This window comes from Aeribacillus sp. FSL K6-8394 (assembly GCF_038008865.1).
In the GTDB taxonomy this organism is placed as follows: Bacteria; Bacillota; Bacilli; order Bacillales; family Aeribacillaceae; genus Aeribacillus; species Aeribacillus composti.
The window spans coordinates 62264-82003 of record NZ_JBBPAA010000001.1 but is presented as its reverse complement, the minus strand read 5'-3'; the positions used below and the strand labels follow the sequence as shown (position 1 = coordinate 82003).

The following is a 19740-nucleotide window of genomic DNA, read 5'->3' as shown; positions in this document are numbered from 1 at the left end:
TCAGCTCCGTTCGCCTTTCTTAATTAGTCATCCTTTTTTGAATGGAGACAAGTACTCCTCCTAAAATTAGAAGGATTGCCCCTAATGCAATGAGATTAAATGAAGAAGTAGCTGTGTTTGGTAATTTATTGATTTGAGATGAGCCTTCTGCACTTGTTTGATTGACGGTGTTGTCCTGATTTGTTCCAAAACTTGGATCTGTCTCGAAAACAGTGAATTTGCTAAAATGGTCTGTTTCAGCTGATACTTTGCCATCTTTATATTTCCCTTTTTGGACAAATTCCCATTGATGTTTATTTTCATTAAAGTAGTAGACATTTAAGTTGTCAACGTTTTTCACTTTATTCGCGTCTACTTTGAAAAGAAGTGTTACCGGGTGATCAAATTGATGAATGATATTTTCGTATTGATCAAAGATTGTAAAATCATATACAGCACTGACTGCATTTTCAATATCTTTCAGGCGATTCAATTCAATGAATGCTCCACCGTTTGGGAGAATGGCTGATGGGATTTGCATTTCAACATCCTCATTCAAAATAAAAAGTTTTTGGCCATTTTTCTTTAACATTGCCACTTGTTTTGCCGTTAATTGGACGACTACTGATTTTTCTTTTCCTAAATCGATCCGGATAGGTTTTTTTGGATTAGCTTTTACAAATTCATTGTCATCGACTGTAGCTTTTCCATCATTCAAATGGACTTTTATGAAATTACTTTTTTGATTTTCATCGGAGCCATCATTTCCATTCTTGCTGCCATTGTTGTCCTCTTGTCCACCATCGTTATGGTTATCCTTGTCATTGCCGTCATTGTAGCCATTGCGACCGTCTTCATTATTGCCATTGTCATCTTGGCCGCCATTGTCGCCGGCATTGTCATATCGATCGTCGTCAATTGGTGATGGTGCAGCGATGATGCGGTTTTCTACCTTTGGCTCAATGGTTCCTCGTTTTCTAATATATTCGATAACTGCTTCATCAAGCGCTTGGTACTCTCCTGTAACTGGATAGTTGGAAAGAACGGTGTATTCGTCGCCTCCGGCAGCAAGGAAGTCATTCGTCGCTAACGTATAAGTTTTCTTCATGTCGATTGGCTTGCCGTTTATTTTTACGGAGTGGATGCGTTCTCCCGCAGGTTTACTAGCATCAATGGCGAATGTTATGCCCGCTACATGCGGAAATGCTCCGCTAACAGCAGGGAATGATTTCACACCGTTTTCCAATGCTTTTTTCAAGTCATCCCCAGTAATTTCTATTGTCTGAATGTAGTTTCCAAATGGCAGCACTGTAATGACATCACCTTTTGTAATAACGCCCTTTTCAATGGAGGCACGGATGCCGCCGCCATTCATTAATGCTGCATCTGCGCCAGTGATTTCCAACATGGCATCTGTAATTAAGTTCCCAAGATTCGTTTCGCCTGCACGGACTTGTTCGCGTTCACCATCTAATTTTACATTTGTATAACCTATTTCTTCCGCTAAAATAGCTTCCTGTGAATTCTCAATTTCGCTGATGACTTTTTCAATCGCCGGGTCTGGTTGAATATTGGCAGCTTCTTCTTTTGTTATACGGGATGCCTCTCTTTTGATTAACTGATTGTTTTCATCAAAGGTCAGTTCCACTACTCCAAGATTTTTTAAATATTCACCAGCGCTCACAATCAATGTGCCGCTATTTTCAATGTCATCAACTGTATGGCTATGTCCATCGACAATTAAATCAATGCCGGGTGCGCCCTGTGCAACTTTTAAGCTTGTGTCTGTACTTGATTCATCTGTTCCTAAGTGCGTCAAGGCAATAATGACATCTGCGTCTTGCTGTTTTAGTTCTTTCACCATTTTATTCGCTGCCGCAACAGGGTCAGTGAATTTCAGTCCTTTTATATTTTTCGGATGTGTTTTGTAATGTGTTTCAGGTGTTGAAAGGCCAAAAATCCCGAATTTCACTCCGTCAATTTCTCGAATTGTATAAGGATCGAGCACTAATTCACCCGTGTCTTCATAAATGACGTTAGCGCTTAAAATGGGGAAATCAGCCATTTTTGCAAGTTCTAACAATCGGTTATATCCGTAATTAAAATCGTGGTTTCCGGCAGCCATGTTATCATAGCCAATGGCATTCATTATTTTTACGATACTGCTTCCTTTTTCCAAAGTGGCAAATGTTGTTCCGTGGAAAGTATCGCCGGCATCCAACAAAATTGTATGCTCATTTTCTCTCTCAAATTGTTTAACTAACGTTGAAAGTTTTGCAAATCCCATGCCATCAAATGCCCCTTCAAAAACACGGGCATGAGAGTCGTTTGTGTGTAATATGTTAATCGTTTTCAATGGCGTTAAATCAATTTGTGCCACGATCGGATCATGGTCGCTTGCACGCCCATCTTCTTCCATAAACGGTGAATTTATATGAACGATATCAATTTCTGCCGATTTTGCTAAACGGTTTGAAACTAAAATATGGTCAAGTGCTTGGGAGTTTCCGCGATAGTTGTACGTCCATCGTTCTTCTTCAGGAAGTTTGTCCATTAAGTTTGTAAGCTCTGAACCTTTTAATGCTTCCAGCGGTTTGGAAAATTCAAAGTCATTCATATCACCGAGAACGATAACATTTGCTTGTTGATTTTTCGCCAAAATTTCTTTGACAAACCCGTTTACTTCCGTCATGAAACGAATTCGTTCCGTTTCACTTTTTAACACGGGCGGCTGAGTTTTTCCAAATAATGGTGAATCACCGCTTTTGGAATTAAAATGTGCTGCAATAACAATGACGTCCTCACCTTGAAACTCAAATTGTGCTGCAAGCGGTTTGCGAGTATCGACAAATTGATCTGGTGCAATACGTCCAGGATTTAAAGTTAACTGTCCATTTTCATAAGCGACAGCTTCTCTAGCTGTTCCCTTTTTCCCTTCCGTTAATTTTACCCGCTCTGGATTGAATAAAAATCCGACACGAATATTTCCTCCAGGTTGTCCACCATCTTGATTATTTTCCGGAGCGATATCTGTAAACTCATAAGTTGGACCGCCGAGTTCTTGAATTTTGCTAATTAGACGCTTATACGTTTCATCAGCGTTGGTCACACCGCTGTCAATCGGACCATCATTGTCCTGCACTTCAACTAACCCGATAATGTCTGGAGTTTTTAAATGATGAACAATCGAATCTGCAATTCTATGAACTTTCTTTTCATCTGTCAGCGCAGAAAAATTTTCAACATTATAGGTTGCAACCGTTAATTTATCTTCTGCTTTTTCAATTGTCGTTGTTTCTTGTTGTGAACGGCCATCTATTAATGGCGGAAGCGGTTCATTTATATCACGGTAAATTTTATATGTGCCGTAATCATAGCTTAAAACACCAGTAATTTTGCCGGAAAATGAATCGCCAACTTTTGCGGCAAAATTACGGCCAGCCTGTACATATAATATTTCTGGATTTTGATCATCTTTTGTTAATTTATAACCGCCAAAATTTGTTTTGACTTGTTCTGTCCCATTCTCCACAACAACAGCGACATCTCCATATTCCTGCGGACCGACAACGGTTGGGTTTTCGAGTTGAACGCGCATTCCTTCCAAGCTTTCATAAAAGTCAATCGCATCTTCTTCAGGATCAAATTGCTTAAATGAATCATTATCAATGATTTTATCCGGAATAATGCGTCCATTCACACCTAAAACAATTGGCTCCGGAAGTTTGTTCCCCTTTGATAATGTTTCAATATTTGTTGCCGCTATTTCTGTAAACGTTAAATCTGTCTCGTGTTTATCGGCATAACCGTTTAAGACAAATTCTTTCACTTCGCCATCTACAGAAATATGATCGCCGATGGACAGACCGTGATTTCTTTTGTAAATGAGAAGTCCTTCAGATGTTTTCGGATTACCATCATCGTTTTCTTCTTGAATATATACATTATGGCCATCAATGTAGGTGACAATTCCATCGACACCTTTGACATTTTTGCCGATATAGGGGGATGTATGACTTTCGCCTTGTATATCATGAATGTCTAATTGGTTTAAATCTTTACCAATTTGATAAGTAAACGTTGCGACATCGCTATTTTGCAATCCTGCTTTTATCGCAATTGCTTTAATGGTGATGTCCTCGGTAATTTCAATTGGTTTCGTGTATTCTAGAGATTTGGTGGAAGGTTCAGATCCGTCTATCGTATAATAAATTTTTGCCTCTTTCGTCGCCGTTGACAGTTCCACTTTTGTCCCTTTAGCTACTAACCCTGGCTTAGGTGCAGCTATGAGAGAAGATACTTTCCTGCTGTTTTCAATGATATCTGCTTCATTTCTCGGAATGAGTTTGTATTCTCCAAAACTATACTCGACGACGCCGATTATTTTTTCATAGTTTTTGTTAACTTCAACAAGGGGGGATTTAATAAAAAATGTACCATCTTTATCACGGGCAACCCGTTCTTCATATTGATTGACCGAATCGATCGTTACGTTATGAAGTTGAACCAATTCACCCTCAACTTCTTCCGTTAATTGCGAAGAGGAAATCGTTTGCGGCTGTGGTGCGCCAATGTTTGGCTTGATAATTTCCACTTGATCTGTTGTTGTATCAAGTTGTGCCATATCATAGTATTGATACGTTTTCCCAGTGGCTTTGATATGATCGCCAATTTGTACTTTATTGTCTAGATTAGCAGCTCTGACAATCATTCCGGCTGTATCATCTTGAATGTACACATTCGTTTTACCGCCGGCGACAAAAACAGCGGTGGCAATTCCTTCAATTGTTACCGTTTTTCCGTTTGTTTGACGAATATCACTGATTTTCTTTACTTCATCCGTTGGTGGTTCTTCTTGTGAACCGTCTAGACGGTGTTTGCCGATATGATTAAAACTATCTTTCGGAAGCTTTTCCCATTCTGCTAGATTAAATGTTGCCGATCCTTTTGTAATAGATGGAAGCCTAACAAGTGTTACATCTGCAGCAATCTCATCACTATTTCCTACTGTATGGAATACATCAACAATTTCGCCGTTTTTCTTTAAAACGAGAGCATCATTTCCATTAAAATTTGCGACTGCATCTTTTACATCAGCTTGTCCAAGTAATGCTTCGCTCGCATTAGGGTTAGCAATGACGAAAACATCGTTATCGTCTAGCGTTCCTTGCAAAGATAGCTGTCTTTCAACATTTGTTTTGCCATTACTGTAAAGTTCAATCACATAGCCGTTTAAATCTACTGATTGGCCTGTTCCATTAAAGATTTCAATCGCCTTGTTGCTTCCTGACCCTTCAACATACTCAGAAATAAACAATGATTCTGCCAAGCGAGTTTCAGCTCTTGCATGAAAGCTTACGTTTGTTAACACTGTTGTAAACGATAACAAAAAGACAGTGAAAACAATAAAAGCTCTTTTCAAACTGCTTAAAGGTTTCATCCTTTTTCCTCCAATTATTTTATTTTTTCCAAATCATGTTCTATTATAGGAAAGATATATTTAGAAATTTTTAATTTTTTGTAAAAAATGATAAAGAATGAATCTAATGTAGTAGATTTGGCAAAACGCAAAAAGGGAAGGAACAGAAAGAGGATCAATAGCGGTAATAGAAAAATCCGTCTTTTAGAGAGTATCGAACATCTATAAAATTTCATACAAATGGGAAAATTAGCCCGCAGAGGACGATGGAGTATAACAGCTGTTATAAAATGCCTATATTTTATTGCAACATAATCTTGAAGATACGCTATCATTTTGCTAATTAGCTTAACTAAGTCAAAAGTCTCCTCTTTTTCATCTTAAAAACGGACCAGTAAACATTTTTTGAAATATAGAACATTACAAATTTTAATTATTTTATCATTCAACCTATTTTTCATTTTTTAAATTTTGCCCAAATCCTTTAGAAATGGGAAAATGAATGGTTATAAAAAAATTTTTTATCGGTTATTATTTCCAGAACATTTCGTTTGTTACTGAAAGAACGTTTATTATTCCCCCGACTCCTCATACTAATTATATACTTTTATTTTTAGGAGGAGTTTCTATGGTTCAACCGCAAAATTTGATACACTCTTTGCCGCCTCAACAGCAAAATGTGCAGCCGGGGATTGAATCGTTTATGAATCCAAGACCAATCTTTGATGATCCTTCTTATCAAGGCAGCGGAAAGCTTGCAGGAAAAACAGCGGTCATTACCGGCGGCGACAGCGGCATCGGGAGGGCGGTTGCGGTGCTGTTTGCCAAAGAAGGTGCCGATGTGGCCATCATTTACTTAAATGAGCATGAAGATGCAAAGGAAACAAAAGGGTATGTTGAACAGCTCGGACGCAAATGTCATTTAATAGCCGGCGATCTCGGCGATGAAGCATTTTGTCAGCAAGCGGTGAAGGGAGCAAAAGATCAATTTGGAAAAGTGGATATTTTAGTAAACAACGCAGCCGAGCAGCATCCGCAGCAAGGAATTGAATTCATTACAGCAGAACAGCTGGAACGAACGTTTCGGACCAATATTTTTTCGTTCTTTTTCATGACAAAGGCTGTTCTTCCCCATATGAAGACAGGCAGCACGATCATAAATACGACATCTGTTACGGCCTATCATGGAAATGAACAGCTCATTGATTATTCGGCAACAAAAGGCGCCATTGTGTCATTTACCCGTTCTCTTGCTTTATCATTGGCCCCTAAAGGCATTCGAGTCAACGGTGTAGCGCCAGGACCCATTTGGACACCGCTCATCCCTTCTACTTTTGATCGTACAAAAGTAGCTTCTTTTGGCTCCAACACAGCGATGAAGCGGCCCGGACAGCCGATGGAAGTTGCGCCTGCTTATGTATATTTAGCAAGTGACGATTCTACTTATATGACAGGACAAATTCTCCACGTAAACGGCGGCACGATCGTTAATGGTTAATCTGCAAAAAGGCCCCAAAATCCAATACTTTGGGGCTTTTCTATTTGTAAATAGCTCTGGCATAACTGCAGCAATATCCACATGGCCAGATCAATATGCTAAACAAAAGTTATCGATACATGTTCGCTCCTCAGATGCTGATAAATGAATTCCACTGGATTGTTAATTTATGGAAAATTCTACAGACTGCATCAATCGCTTTCAAATCCAAAGTAAAGAAGAAAATTTCGTGGCATTCAATATTTTGCTTGACGGTATGTCGTGAAAAATAAGCAAAATTTTTGGCAAGTCCCTCTCTTCAGCGGCTCCTTCAATGAATTAACGGGATCTGTTTCTTGTAAAGAAATGAACCAAGTAATAAAAAGCCGTGCCTGCTACAAGTGAAAGAATTAAGCCTAACCAGGTCGCTTCCGCTACAAATTTACTTCCCTCTATTTTGATGACATATAAGGGAAGGTTCAGAATCTTCGGACTTGATTCAATGTGGGTGATGCCGGATAACCGAATAATAAAAGGAGTTATTAGAACTATTAAAGCGTACAGAAAAACTAAACTGATTCCGCCCATAAGCGCTCTAAAGAAAGTTGTCATAACATCTTCCTCATTTCTTCTATTGATTTTATAATTTTTTTCATCAGGCCATTTGAGGACAAAAAGAGCAAATTACATAACGATGTTAAAAATAACATCTTCACAAAAAAGCTGTCAGTCATATTTATTCACACTATCGACACTGCCATTGGAGCAAATGCACAAATTTATTTCAGAATTGAAATATTTTGTATAAAGATACTTGTGCTAAAACCACTGCTTATCCCGATGAATAATGGAAAAATCTATTTTCTTTGTAAACTCTAAACTTCACTTTTATTTTTTTGAATATTATATATAATTTTCCAATTCATTGGTAATTTTACCAATACTTTTTTCTTTTTGTCAATTTTAATTTCCGATCATTTACAAACTTTATAGAAATTGTTTTTTCATAATAGACCCCCATGCCGCAAAAGCGGCACCAGCAGATGATGAAAATAGTTCGTCCATGTATACTTAATCTTAGGCTGGCCAGCGAGGTCGTCTTACCTTGGTGCCATGAGCCCGTTAATTAGACAGACCCCGACGACCTGGTGCACCACAGACTGTTGCTCCCTGGGGAAGCACGCGGGATAGAATGACGTGTATGGTCGTTGCACCGCCAGCCTGTGTTTATTACATGTTAGGCATGGGGGAACGAACATGGACATTATCCATACTCATGTTTGTGGATTAGACGTTCATAAGAAGAACGTCGTCGCTTGTATTATTACTCCGGATCATCAAGAGATCCGCACGTTTTCTACCATGACTGAAGACTTGCTTATGCTTGTAGACTGGATCAAGGCGCATGGCGTCACTCACGTGGCCATGGAAAGTACAGGTTCCTACTGGAAGCCAATTTATAACCTGTTGGAGATGGAAGACATCAAGATTTTAGTGGTCAATGCCAAACATATCAAAAATGTGCCTGGTCGCAAAACAGATGTAAAGGATGCCGAGTGGATCGCTGGACTCTTACGCCATGGATTGCTACAAGGTAGTTACATCCCTGACCGCCAGCAACGGGAGTTGAGGGAACTCATCCGTTATCGTCGCAGCCTGATTGAAGAGCGGGCTCGCGAAATCAACCGCATCCAGAAGGTACTGGAAGGGGCTAACATCAAACTCTCCTCGGTGGCGACCAATGTGCTGGGCAAATCGGGTCGAGCCATGATCGAGGCTTTAATTAATGGTGAAACTGACCCCGATGTGCTATCCGAACTGGCTCAGCGCCGTCTCAAACGGAAGAAAGAGGAGTTGAAAAAGGCCCTGAAGGGCCTCATCGGCCCTCATCAACGCCTGATGCTTAAAACCCAGCTTGAGCATATTGATCACTTAGATGCCTTGATTGAAGAACTGGATGCTGAAATCAAGGAGCGGATGCGCCCTTTTGAAGATGACCTGGAGCGGTTAGATACGATCCCCGGCGTTGGTCGGCGCACAGCGGAGCATATTTTGGCTGAGATTGGCCCTGACATGACACAGTTTCCTTCGGCAGCTCACTTGTGTTCATGGGCAGGAGTCGCCCCAGGGAATAACGAAAGTGCCGGAAAACGAAAGTCAGGGAAAACCCGCAAGGGAAACCAGAAGCTTCGTAGCACCCTGGTGGAAGCCGCCCGTGCCGCTGCTAGGTCCAAACACACCTATCTATCCAGCCAGTACCACCGTATTGCTGCACGCCGGGGGGCCAATCGTGCAGCGGTTGCGGTCGCTCATAGCATCCTGACTATTGTCTACCATCTCCTCAAAAAGAAGCAGACTTACATCGAACTTGGTCCACATTACTACGAAGAACGCAAGCGCCATCAAGTCGCCAGACAAGCGATTCGGAAGTTGGAAACACTAGGGTTTAAGGTCATGGTAGAGCCGTCAAATCAAACAGCGTAGTTAACCGAAACAGTAACCATCAGGTGCATAAACATGACTTATTCCAGCAAATACCAATCTGCTGGTGTTAACACCCCCTGGATTTTTTGTGCTTTTTTCATGGACTTAAATTTTCGGGATAGAATAGAAGAAGTTTTCAAATGGTCATTTTTTAATGGAAAAAATCATAGGACGGCTGACTATTCAGGCAAGAGACCCAAAGTTTGCCGCCCGCTTCCATCAGAATCCGTATCACCACGGACACCCTTGCGTTAAGCTAAATGCTGCTTCTGTCTTCAGAGCTCGGGACTTTCATCCTAGAGATTACACCCATGTCGGGCGCACCAAGAAACGGGCTGTCCAGAAAGTCAAAATCCATTGAAAACGAAACATCATAAACATTGATATATCAGCGTTACTAAAACATTAAAGGGGCGTCTATAAGCCGGAAAATCGACTTATTAGACAGCCCCGTTTGTCTATTTTATTTGTAAATAGCTTGGCGCTGACGAATCTTCAGCATCATTCCCATTGCTATCAGCAGCATGCCTATCAGCAGCCAGCGATACACGTACGTTGCTGTATCCGGAAGTGATGCCGAAGCTTGATTCTCACTCACCTGTTCAAATTTCGTTCCATCCGTAGTTCCATCCGTACCAGAAGGATTATTTGTGCCGCCTGATCCGCTACCGTTGTTTCCATTATGATTTTCGTTTTCAGGATGATCTTCGTTACCCGAATGATCTTGATCTTTTTCTTGGCCGCCGCTTTCGGAAGGTGTTTTATTGTCTTTGCTGCCACCTTCGGAAGGTGTTTTATCGCCTTGACCACCTTTATCCTTGTTGTCTTTTTCCGGATCATTTCCGCCTTCTCCCGGATCAGCCGGATTTGGAACAATTTCACCTTCTTTCGTTTGGAAAGACCAAATCGATGAGCGCGTTTTACCGCCAAATTGATCTTCCGCTTCCGTGTACCAATAATACACTTGGTTTGGCTCTAAATCATGCCACATGACAGAGGCCACTTCGCCACTCGGAACGTTTTCGACTTTGCCGATCAAGCTGTCGGTATAGACGTTGACAACAAAAGAATCTGTTGCTACTTTTTTCTCTTGCGGTTGTAAATCGGTTTCAATGATAAATTCATCTTTTCCTGGATACTGTTCCGGATCGTAAAAGTTGTAGTCGTCTAAATAAGGCGAATATGTTTTTACATAAATTTGATTCGTATCTGTATTGAAATGCAGCAAACGGATATAGCCCTGGCCGCCCTCTGGACCGCCTTGATAATCCGCAAGTATTTGATAAACTTTTCGATCAGGCGCTCCATCCCCGTCATCGTCAATCTCATCGACTAATGTCTCGCTGTCATGATAATGTCCGCATAATACCGCCATCACATTTTTGTTCGGTTTCACCACTTTTTCAAAAATTTGATTCCCAATCGGGCTGCGGTTTCCGCTGACAAGCAAATATTCATGGAATGCTAAAATTGCTTTCCGATCCGGATACTTTTCAAGAACCGAATTCATCCAGTCCAAATCTTCATCTGTAATGCCCCAGCCCATATACACCATGATGTAATCATTTCCGTTCGCCGAAATTAAATCATAGTGGCCGCGGTTGTTTTGATAAGACCCTCCATAATAGTCACGACCTGCAAACCGATTTTCGCCGAAATATTGATAATAATTGTTGTAGTTTCCGTCTTTATGGCCGACATCGTGATTGCCGGCTAGAACTCCGTATCTGACTCCTGCATCATCAAGCACTTTCATGGCTTGATCAGCTACAGCCCATTGTTTATGATCATCAGCTTCATCGACTAGATCACCCGTATGAAATACATACTCGATATTAAGATTGTCTTTTTGATCTCGAATCCATTCGACTTGTTTTTGATAAATGTGGGGATAGCTTTCCGAATAATATTGCGTGTCGCTCATCCATACAAACGTATAATCATAATCTGCTGTTTGCGCAATTTGGTCTTGAACGATCACGCTCACCTTTTGGTCTTTCACATAGTCTTTCGCAATTACGCTGCCTTTTAATTGAAAGCTTTCTTCACCGGCAATTTGTGTAGCAACTTCCGCCCATTTATTTTCCGCAACGTTCCAGGCATACATCGTCACTTTTCGTCCCGGCAATGAAGAACCGTTCCAAATAAGTTCTATTTCATCATTTTCATCAACTTTTTGATCAACGGTAACGTTGAATCGATGATACGGAAACTGCTCAGTCGATGTTGTGGCAAGCGCCTCGCCATCTGCATTTTCCAACTTCCCGCGTTCATCTTTCGAAAGAACTTTTTCGCCTTCAACTTGAAATCCTGCAGGCGGTTCTGTATCAGAGGCATTTTGCAAAATATCTACATGTTCTTCATCTGATGCTTTATACTGAAAAGCTTGGAAGAAAGATACATCAAGATCGTCCTTTGTCGGATCCATCACTCTCACGGACAATTTAGCATTTAAAGCGTCCTCATCTGTATCGGAAAAATCAGGTAAGAGCGGATGTTCATCCACTGTATAGAAAGTGACTTCGCTTTTTCCTTCATTGCCTGCCTCATCAATAGCTGTAATGACAAGTTGATGTTTGCCGGGTGCGAGCTGTGCTGATGAAGCTGCAAATGGAAGATCGATATATTGATCATCTAATTTGGCCGTGATCGACCTAATTTTACTCCATTTATCTTGGATTTCAGCATCAATCACGAAAGATCCTTTATATTTTTTTCCTTCTTCAATCGTTGGTTTGATGATTGGCTTTGAGTTATCGACAATAACGGTCGATTTCACTTCATTCCCTTTTTGATCTACTGCTTTCACTTCATGCTCGCCGTCTTCTTCATTTACGCTGTTCCACAAGTAGCCGAGGGATGTAAATTTTTCATCCGGAATATCGAACGTAAATTCGACAACCGGGCTTAATCCGGCACTGTCGCCGACGGAAATCTCCTGTTCGGGATCTTGATGCTCGCTGCTGTATAGCGTCGTGCCGTCAGATAAAACTAAGCGCACATTTTTCACATAAAAATCATCTCGATTTTCTTCAGATGTTTCATCAAACGGACTGACCTTTGTGCCTGCCCTGATCGCAATTGATAAATCTTCCCCGATTTTCAGCCTTTCCGGCGAAACCGGAACCGTAATTGTTGTATATTGATTAATGGTGTCATCGAAAATCCGCAAAATGTCATTACCGATCGTCACACCGTTTTGAAAATAAAGATTCGTTTTCCGAACATCAAAGGCAAAATAAACGTCTGATTCAATCGTGCGGAAAGTATTTGTTTGTTTTGTTCCGTCAATGTATAAGGAAAGCTCCTCAGGTGTAAGATCGCCTGTTGCCTTCACAACGGTTTCTTTGGAAACAATTTGCCCGTTTTCTACGTTTAACCGCAAGCCCTGCTTCTTATTTGCACTTTCAATTTGAACCGTAAAATGAGGAGACTCTTGGATATTCGTCCCATCGCCAGCGACAAAATAATACTCTACAACATTTTTCCCAATTAATTCAGGCGAATAAATCGTATATTCATATAATCTCGAATTATAGCTTTCTTCTAAATTCACTTTTTTAAATGGTTCTTGTATTTTTGTCCGGTAGTATAAAGAAACGGTTTTGACTTCGATATTATCTTTTACTTCCGCTTTGATGAAAATATTATCCGTTTCCATAGCTTTTTCAGTATTTGTTAAATTTTCAATAGTTGGCGCCATTGAATCGGCTGGAACAGTTACTTTCACTTTCGGAGTTTGTCCGTCTTTTACCGATCCGGGTGTAGCCGCTTCAACGCCGGCACTAATTTTTTTCATTATATTGCTTCCATCCGCAGGATATTTGTACAAAATCCCTTTGTCCTCTTTAGTATCATCAATATTTACCTGATCATTATAATGAGCAACGGAAATTTCTTTTCCGCTGTTTGTGGCAATTACTAATGATCTCGCACTACTGTTGGCCATCCCGTTATTATAAATTTTCACAATGTTTTTGTTCTCTTCTAACGAAACACCATAATGTTTATTAAAATCTTCAACAGCCAACGATGCATTCCCTTGATTGATGATCCAAAATACAAGCGTCCCACCTGAAGGAATTTGCAGTGATTGATCCTCATTAGGAGGTCCCCAAATAAGATCGGATTCTGCATCTTCCTGCGGATATCGATAACGGATTTTGTAGTCTTTAAAATCAATGGTCTGATTAGTATTATTATAAATTTCAATAAATTCATAACCGTCCAACCCATTTATATTGGCGCTGTCCGGAACTACTTCAGTAATGAGAAGTTTTGGGACTTTTTGATAATCAATATTGGGAGTTTTGAGTTGAACATGGTGTCCCTCTGTTTTGACCGTGTTTGTTCCATCTGATGCCTCTATGTAATATAGGAGTTCGCTTCCCCACATGTCTGCACTGGGAATCGCCGCCCTATATTCATTTTGATTTCCGTTTTCAGTCATTTGAAGGGATTTGTATGCTCCATTTTCCGTCAATTTATAAAATAATGTGACATAACGGACTTTTTTATTATCAGTAACTGTAGCTTTTACAATTAATGGTTCCTCGCTTTCCCATTCTGCTATTGGCTGATGTGTAATGACAGGAGCTTCTTTGTCATCAGGCTCTTCAATGGCGACAGGTGTCTTCGGCACTTGCCCTTCGATGAATGCACCTGGATTAGCTTTTTCACTTAAGCCAATTTTTTTCATTTTCGTCTCTTCCGTAAATTGATAAATGATTCCTTTATCTCTTTCAACATCATCAGCTCCATCATTATATGCTGCTGCAGATACTAATGAACCATCCTTTGAATAAACAGCTAATGCCCGGATGCCGCTGTTAGCCATTCCTTCAAATGGCAAGGCTTGGACTTCGCTTTCTTTCAAATCCGTTCCGTAAAATTGATTAAAATCTTCCAATCTTAAAGATTGATTAGAACTATTTTTCACCCAGAGAATGAAAGTTTTTTGCGGAGCTATTACTTGATTGTCCGAAAATTGAAAAACTTGATCGGCTTTTGCTGTACCCGGATATTGATAATGAAGTTCATAATTTCGCAATTCAATCGGTTTGTTGGTATTGTTGTAAAGCTCAATAAATTCATATCCGTCAGCACTTCCGACATTTGACGTGTCTGGAGCCAGTTCGGTGATTAAGATTTTCGGAACTTTTTGATAATCCGGTTCCGCATCTTGTTGAATAGCTACTGAAAATGTTTCAGAAGAATTTATTGGAAGTCTTGTTGTTTCTGTCTCATTTTTCCCTTCAAACCAATAAGAAAAAGTATAAGACCATAAGTCGCTTTCTGGTACAGTTGCCGTAAAGGTTGTATCATTTATTTTCTCCATTTTCATGCTTTTCACAAGCATACCCGGAGCTGTACGATAAAACAATGTCAACTCTGCAAGGTCTTTTCCTTCCGCATCAATTTTAAGCGGCCGGCCTTTTTGAATGACTGCCGGTGGCTGATGAACGATTTCCAGTGGCAGTGTAACAGCTTGCTGTTCAAGTTGGGGGGTAGATTGTGAATTTGCTTCTGGTTCTTGTTTTGAAGTTTCGGGAACTGTATCAGTATCTTGCTGTTCTGGTTTTTGCTGCTTTTGTTCACTTTCATTAACCGGAGAAGATGGATGATCCCCTCCTTTTGCAGGTTCTTTCACTTCTTCATTTGCTGCATCAGGCTGTCTTTCATCACTTTTGTCCTGTTGAACTTCGTTTTGCTGAGAGTTGTTTTCTTCAACATTTGGCTCGCTGTCATTTTGATGAAGCGGTTGTTCTTGATTTGGTTTATCCGTTGATTTCGTTTGTTCCTCCATCTGCTGCTCGGCGTCTCCTGCAACTGTTGCTGTTGCATACGTATGTATCGGTGTTAACACGGAAACAAGAACAAGCAAAACAGCGGAAGCTCCAGCCAGCATAGAGCGTCTCTTTCTTTTTCTCAAATAAAACTCCTCCCTAAAATTTTCTAACCTCAATTATTGTAATATCGAAATATTTAGTTGATTTTAATTATTTGTAAATTTTTGTCTAATTTTCGTTCAGTTTAAAATAGAAAAATAGGAGAATTTCCATGATATAATTCTAGAAAAGTATATTTGAAAGGAGCATGTTTCGTGGCAAATCCATTCATCGGTTATATCGGTACATATACGAAAGGTGAAAGCAAAGGCATTTACAAATTTACATTGGACACTGAGAAAAAAGAGCTTAGTGAAGCTAAAGTAGCAGCAGAGCTTGACAATCCGACATATGTCGCGATTTCCAAAGACAATCAAAATTTATATTCGGTTGTTAAAGACGGAAATTCAGGGGGGCTTGCTGTTTTTTCCATTGACGAACAAACAGGCGATCTGCAAAGCATCAACCAGCAAGTGACGGAAGGACCTTCTCCGTGCCACGTCAGCGTCAACAAAGCAAACCATTTCGTCGTCACCGCTAATTACCATCGCGGAACGATCGAGGCTTACTTGCTGAATGAAGACAAAAGCGCAAATCCAGCGGCAAGCGTTGCAGAACATACAGGTTCAGGCCCTAATCTTGAAAGGCAAGAAAAACCGCACGCTCACTATTCGGGGTTTACACCAGATGAAAAGTATGTTGTAGCTGTTGATTTAGGAATTGACCAAATTATTACCTACTCTTGTGATCAAGGTGTTTTAAAGAAGGTGAGCAGCCTTTCTGTTAAACCTGGAAGCGGCCCTCGCCATATCGTCTTTCATCCAAACGGAAAATTCGCTTACGTGATGACGGAATTAAGCAATGAAGTGATCGTTCTTTCTTATAATGCAGATGAAGGAAGCTTTCAAGAGCTGCAATACATCCCAGCAATTCCGGAAGATTTCGCAGAAAACAGCCAAGGCAGCGCCATTCACATTTCTTCCGACGGCAAGTTCGTTTATGCTGCTAACCGCGGCCATGACAGCATTGCTGTTTTCAAGGTAGAAAATGATGGGGGCAAGCTTGAATTTGTTGAATGGACAAGCACCGGCGGCCATTGGCCAAGAGACTTTGTCCTCGATCCGACAGAAAGATTTGTGATCGCCACAAACCAAGAATCAAGCAACGCCGTCTTATTTGAACGCGATCCTGAAACCGGCAAATTGACACGCTTGCCATCAGAAATTTCCGTGCCTGATCCGGTTTGCGTGAAATTTCTTCATCAAGGCTAAAAAAATGTCTTTGCAATCTATTTTCACCTTTACGAAAAGAAGGCTCGTCTTGTTTTAAAACAAGACGAGCCTTTCAAATTTTTATAAAAATGGCACCTTCCATCAGACTTTTAATTTAGGAGCCTACTGGTGTTGGTCAACTTCGATCACAGTGCGAATCCCTAGTGAAAGAGTATAAAAACCGTGAAGTGCTGCTCAATCCGTTTGCCTCCAACTTATTAATTCAAATCTTATCGTCGTCCGATACAGAGCGTTTCAAACAATCTAGTTTTCCTCCAACTTATTAATCCAATTCCCGAACTCGAAAGAAAAATCGTCTTCTTTTAAGCTGACCGCTTATGATCCATAGGACAACAAATGTTGCAAACCTTTATGACATCTTCATTCATGATTCCTATAGAAAAGAAACGGAAACAGCTTTCTACAAAGCTTGCAGTATTATAGTGAAGAAGCATAGCCTCCGTGTTTAAAATTAGAATAGCCGAATTGTCGCTCGGTTATTTCCACGCAGAGGCTATTTCCTGCTTAACAGGGGCAAAATCTCAACATGGTTTCGCTAATACTTGGATTATGTAAAAGATGACGAAGACGAAAAAGAGTACAAAATTTCAACAAGATTGCGCCAATATGCACCAATAATTTTGAAAAGCCGCAATCAGCTACACTGACAGATTTGGCAGTGACGAAAACTGTAAAAAGCTACTTAGCTTCCTTTTGCGCAATATTCCCGTTACGGACATTGGCGATGCCTTCTTTGCATACACCGTGCGGAAGCCAGGAGCAATTCGCACATAAGTAATCTAAGTCGTCAGGGACTACTTTTTGGGCCGTGAGCCCCAATAATTCCGATTTTAAGTAAATCCCATTTTCTTCAATACCTAAATGGCGGATTACTTTTTGATCCATGGAAATCACATGCTCATCTGAATTCGGATCCGCTTGGCACGTCGATTCTCCATGGTGCGGACATGCCATGCACGCATCATCAAGTGCAGAGACGACTTGAATGGGAAAGTCTTGCTCTTCATCACGAATTTTTGTAACTACTTCCCACATCTTCTCTACAAACGATGGACTATATCCCATTCCGCGAAATCCGTGCACACATAATAAATGATGCCCCCGTAAGCGAAGCGGCTTCATACATTTCTCCTCCCCTTTTTCTATTACTCCCATCTTATGAGAAAAAGCACCAGCCTACAACATAAACGTGAAAAAACATTGCATCCTTTAAAATTAAAATACAAGCGTCACAACGAAAAAGCGAGCAAAAACTTGTTCCAAATTCACAAGCTATTGATAAGAAGCCCTCTTTTCTAATCTGTTATCTATTGATCAATATTGTTTTACCCACTTTAAATGGAGCCGCTCCTTTTCCAGCGTCTTGATATGAGGAAGGGCTTTTTTGCGTTCAAAAAGGAAGAATTAGGCTTCTTTTCCAACATCTCAATATGAAAAGGAAGATGTGCTAGGCGAACTTTCCGCCCCGAAGCTTTCAGTTAAAAAATTCCTGTTTAAAGCCTATGTGTACATAGAAGCAGCTTAAAAATGGCAAATCAAGACGAGTTTGTCCTTTTTTTGCACCTTTAAGGGATCAGCTTTTTATTTTGCATTTTACGACGGCTGTTTTCCCTTCCCTTTTTTATATGCGGCATATAAGAAAAGGATAAACAAAACTGGGACTCCGATCAAAATGGAAATAAAAGGGATGCTCGCACCTTTTTGTTCGTCCAGTTTAAAAATCTCCGCTGTTTCCCGTTCCAAAGTGATCGTGTATCCGTCCTTTGAACTTTTTATGCTTCCCCCTTTTAAATACCCTCTCAATTCGTGATTATCCGGCAAATATCGAAATCCGATCGTTACGCTTTTTGTTTGCGATGTGTTGTTAATGGCAATAATGGATGTTTCATCACCGCTTTTTAATTGATAAACGAGCATGCCGTCCTTTTCATACAACAAATGATATTGCCCTGTTCGGAGAGAAGGCAGGATTTTGCGAATGTCGGCTAAATTTGTTATGTACTCGACTATTTCGGTGCTCGTGCGAAAATCCATCATCCGATAATTGACTGCTCCATTTCCGCCATCCAATGCAATCTCCGTCCCGTAATAAACAAAAGGAACAGCCGGTAAAGTATATAAATACGTCAAGGCAAGTTTTAATCTTGTCACTGGAAACGCTTCATTCTCAACAGCTTTTCTTGTAAAACGAACGATATCCTCGTCATCTAAAAACGAAACGACAGGCAGATTGGATTGCGTAAACCCGTCCAATCCTGAAAGCGGTTCATCCACATTTGAAAATGATTTTTGCACATTTTTCGCAAAATAGGTATTCATCACGGCATCGATTCCACTGTTTTGATATGTATTCGGATCACCCCCGCCAATATCTGCCACTAAAATGAAATCTTTTTTGACAGACTTAACTTCTTCAGCCATTTTTTTTAAAAATTGAGGTTCAGTTCGATTCGCGTCAATCAACCGATACCCGTCAATATCACTTTGTTTGATCCACCATTTAGCGACATCGATTATAAATGCTTGAACGTCGGGGCGAGAAACATCGAATGTCGTACTTCCTTCAACAAACCATTCTTTTTTAGCTGGATCAGACAGCCAAGGGTGGTTCGGTCCTGTTTCGAAAACAAAATCTATCATGACCTTTAGATCACGTTTATGTGCTTCCTTTGTCAGCTGTTTTAAATCCTGCATTGTTCCAAAATGCTCGTCCACTTTTTTAAAGTCTTTCACCCATTTCCCATGAAAGCCGTTTGCCTCATTTTGAAATATTGGTGATAATGAAACGATTGTAAAGCCCATTCCTTTTATGTAATCCAGCTTTTTGATCACCCCTTGCAAGTCACCCCCAAGAAAATGTTCAAGACCGCCCTTTCTTTCGCCGTCATTGGCCGTCGTTCCATTGTAAAAGCGGTCAACTGCTACGTGATAAATTGACTCATCCTGCAAGTTTACAGCGCTAGCAGTCGCTGAAAAACAAAAAAGCAATGAAACACACAAAATGAAGATCAATCCTTTTTTCACTCGTCAAAATCCTCCTTATGTCAGCAAAATCCATGCTTGTCGCTCAATTCATCTAAGTTCGCCGCTTCAACTCTTCCGCAAAATCGGCAAGCGGTGTTGCATCTGTTTTGGTTTGCTGTCAATCTTCTCATCGAATGTATGTAATGTTTGATGGGATTTATCCCCTTTTCCGATGAG

7 protein-coding genes are annotated in these 19740 nt (G+C 40.5%); 3 read left to right on the top strand and 4 right to left on the bottom strand.

What is annotated here, in order from left to right:
* Nucleotides 1-19: 19 nt before the first annotated feature.
* Nucleotides 20-5419, bottom strand: coding sequence for a 5'-nucleotidase C-terminal domain-containing protein (locus tag NSR00_RS00355; RefSeq protein ID WP_340786117.1), 5400 nt, complete (start codon nt 5417-5419; stop codon nt 20-22).
* Nucleotides 5420-6026: 607 nt separating this feature from the next.
* Here NSR00_RS00355 and NSR00_RS00350 point away from each other — a divergent pair.
* Together NSR00_RS00350 and NSR00_RS00345 are read left to right on the top strand one after the other, a co-directional pair.
* Entirely contained in the window at nt 6027-6896 is an 870-nt protein-coding gene (locus NSR00_RS00350; RefSeq protein ID WP_340786114.1) for an SDR family oxidoreductase, read from the top strand.
* 1236 nt (nt 6897-8132) lie between these two features.
* The gene (locus tag NSR00_RS00345; protein WP_044897903.1) at nt 8133-9359 is read left to right on the top strand and encodes an IS110 family transposase; all 1227 of its coding nucleotides are present in this window, start codon (nt 8133-8135) and stop codon (nt 9357-9359) included.
* A 463-nt stretch (nt 9360-9822) separates the two neighbouring features.
* Here the strand turns inward: NSR00_RS00345 and NSR00_RS00340 are convergent, their stop codons facing one another.
* A complete protein-coding gene (locus NSR00_RS00340; RefSeq protein WP_340786107.1) occupies nt 9823-15291 on the bottom strand; it encodes a lamin tail domain-containing protein in 5469 nt (1822 codons plus the stop codon).
* Between the two features lie 171 nt (nt 15292-15462).
* Here NSR00_RS00340 and NSR00_RS00335 point away from each other — a divergent pair, with 171 nt between their 5' ends.
* Entirely contained in the window at nt 15463-16518 is a 1056-nt protein-coding gene (locus tag NSR00_RS00335) for a lactonase family protein (protein ID WP_066251560.1), read from the top strand.
* 699 nt (nt 16519-17217) lie between these two features.
* Here NSR00_RS00335 and NSR00_RS00330 read toward each other — a convergent pair.
* Together NSR00_RS00330 and NSR00_RS00325 are read right to left on the bottom strand one after the other, a co-directional pair.
* Nucleotides 17218-17661, bottom strand: coding sequence for a DUF1284 domain-containing protein (locus NSR00_RS00330; RefSeq protein ID WP_340786103.1), 444 nt, complete (start codon nt 17659-17661; stop codon nt 17218-17220).
* Between the two features lie 471 nt (nt 17662-18132).
* Entirely contained in the window at nt 18133-19563 is a 1431-nt protein-coding gene (locus NSR00_RS00325) for an alpha-amylase family glycosyl hydrolase (protein ID WP_340786101.1), read from the bottom strand.
* Nucleotides 19564-19740 lie beyond the last annotated feature (177 nt).

What these genes read in the sequence shown, in the direction of transcription:
- NSR00_RS00350 (WP_340786114.1), top strand. Translation starts at nt 6,027, where the DNA reads ATGGTTCAACCGCAAAATTTGATACACTCTTTGCCGCCTCAACAGCAA.
- NSR00_RS00330 (WP_340786103.1), bottom strand. Translation starts at nt 17,661, where the DNA reads ATGAAGCCGCTTCGCTTACGGGGGCATCATTTATTATGTGTGCACGGA.
- NSR00_RS00355 (WP_340786117.1), bottom strand. Translation starts at nt 5,419, where the DNA reads ATGAAACCTTTAAGCAGTTTGAAAAGAGCTTTTATTGTTTTCACTGTC.
- NSR00_RS00345 (WP_044897903.1), top strand. Translation starts at nt 8,133, where the DNA reads ATGGACATTATCCATACTCATGTTTGTGGATTAGACGTTCATAAGAAG.